The following is a 487-nucleotide window of genomic DNA, read 5'->3' as shown; positions in this document are numbered from 1 at the left end:
GGCAAATGCTTGAGCAGCCATTCAGCCATGGCCACTTCCTGCGGCAGAATCTGTTCGCAGGCCTTCTGCGTCTGCGTGTCCCCCGCCGCTTTCGCCGCTGCGATCAGCACGGTATAGCTGGCGACCTCCATGTTTTCGAAAACGTAGCCGGCCATGGCGCCCTTGATCACTTCATCGCTCATCAAGGAGCCGCCAACAGCCTGACCGAACGCCATCAATTTGCCGCCCAGGTCTTTCATCGTCGAGGATTCACCGCCCAGACGTTGCAGGCATTCGTCGATGAGTTTCTGCTGGCCGAGGGTTTCTTCGATGTGCTGATCGATGCGCGCCTTGAGCTGCGGGTAATGTTCCAGACGCTTGGATTGTGCCTTGAGCATTTGCTCGGCCTGTTGCTCCATGGCATGGGCATCACGCAGCCAGTCGAGCAGGTTTTCCTGTGGAGTAGCCATTGTCGAGTCCTCTTCTTGATGATTTCCCAGTGATCAAC

The 487-nt window shown here is 57.1% G+C and carries 1 protein-coding gene; it reads right to left on the bottom strand.

Annotated features, from left to right (window positions below; genetic code table 11):
* The coding region (locus tag J5M71_RS27650) for a ferritin-like domain-containing protein (RefSeq protein WP_207838748.1) at nucleotides 1-449 on the bottom strand (449 nt) is incomplete at its 3' end.
* Between the last annotated feature and the right edge of the window lie 38 nt (nucleotides 450-487).

Source organism: Pseudomonas sp. 43(2021) (assembly GCF_017490805.1).
Classification (GTDB): domain Bacteria; phylum Pseudomonadota; class Gammaproteobacteria; order Pseudomonadales; family Pseudomonadaceae; genus Aquipseudomonas.
This window is presented reverse-complemented; position numbering and strand designations above follow the sequence as displayed.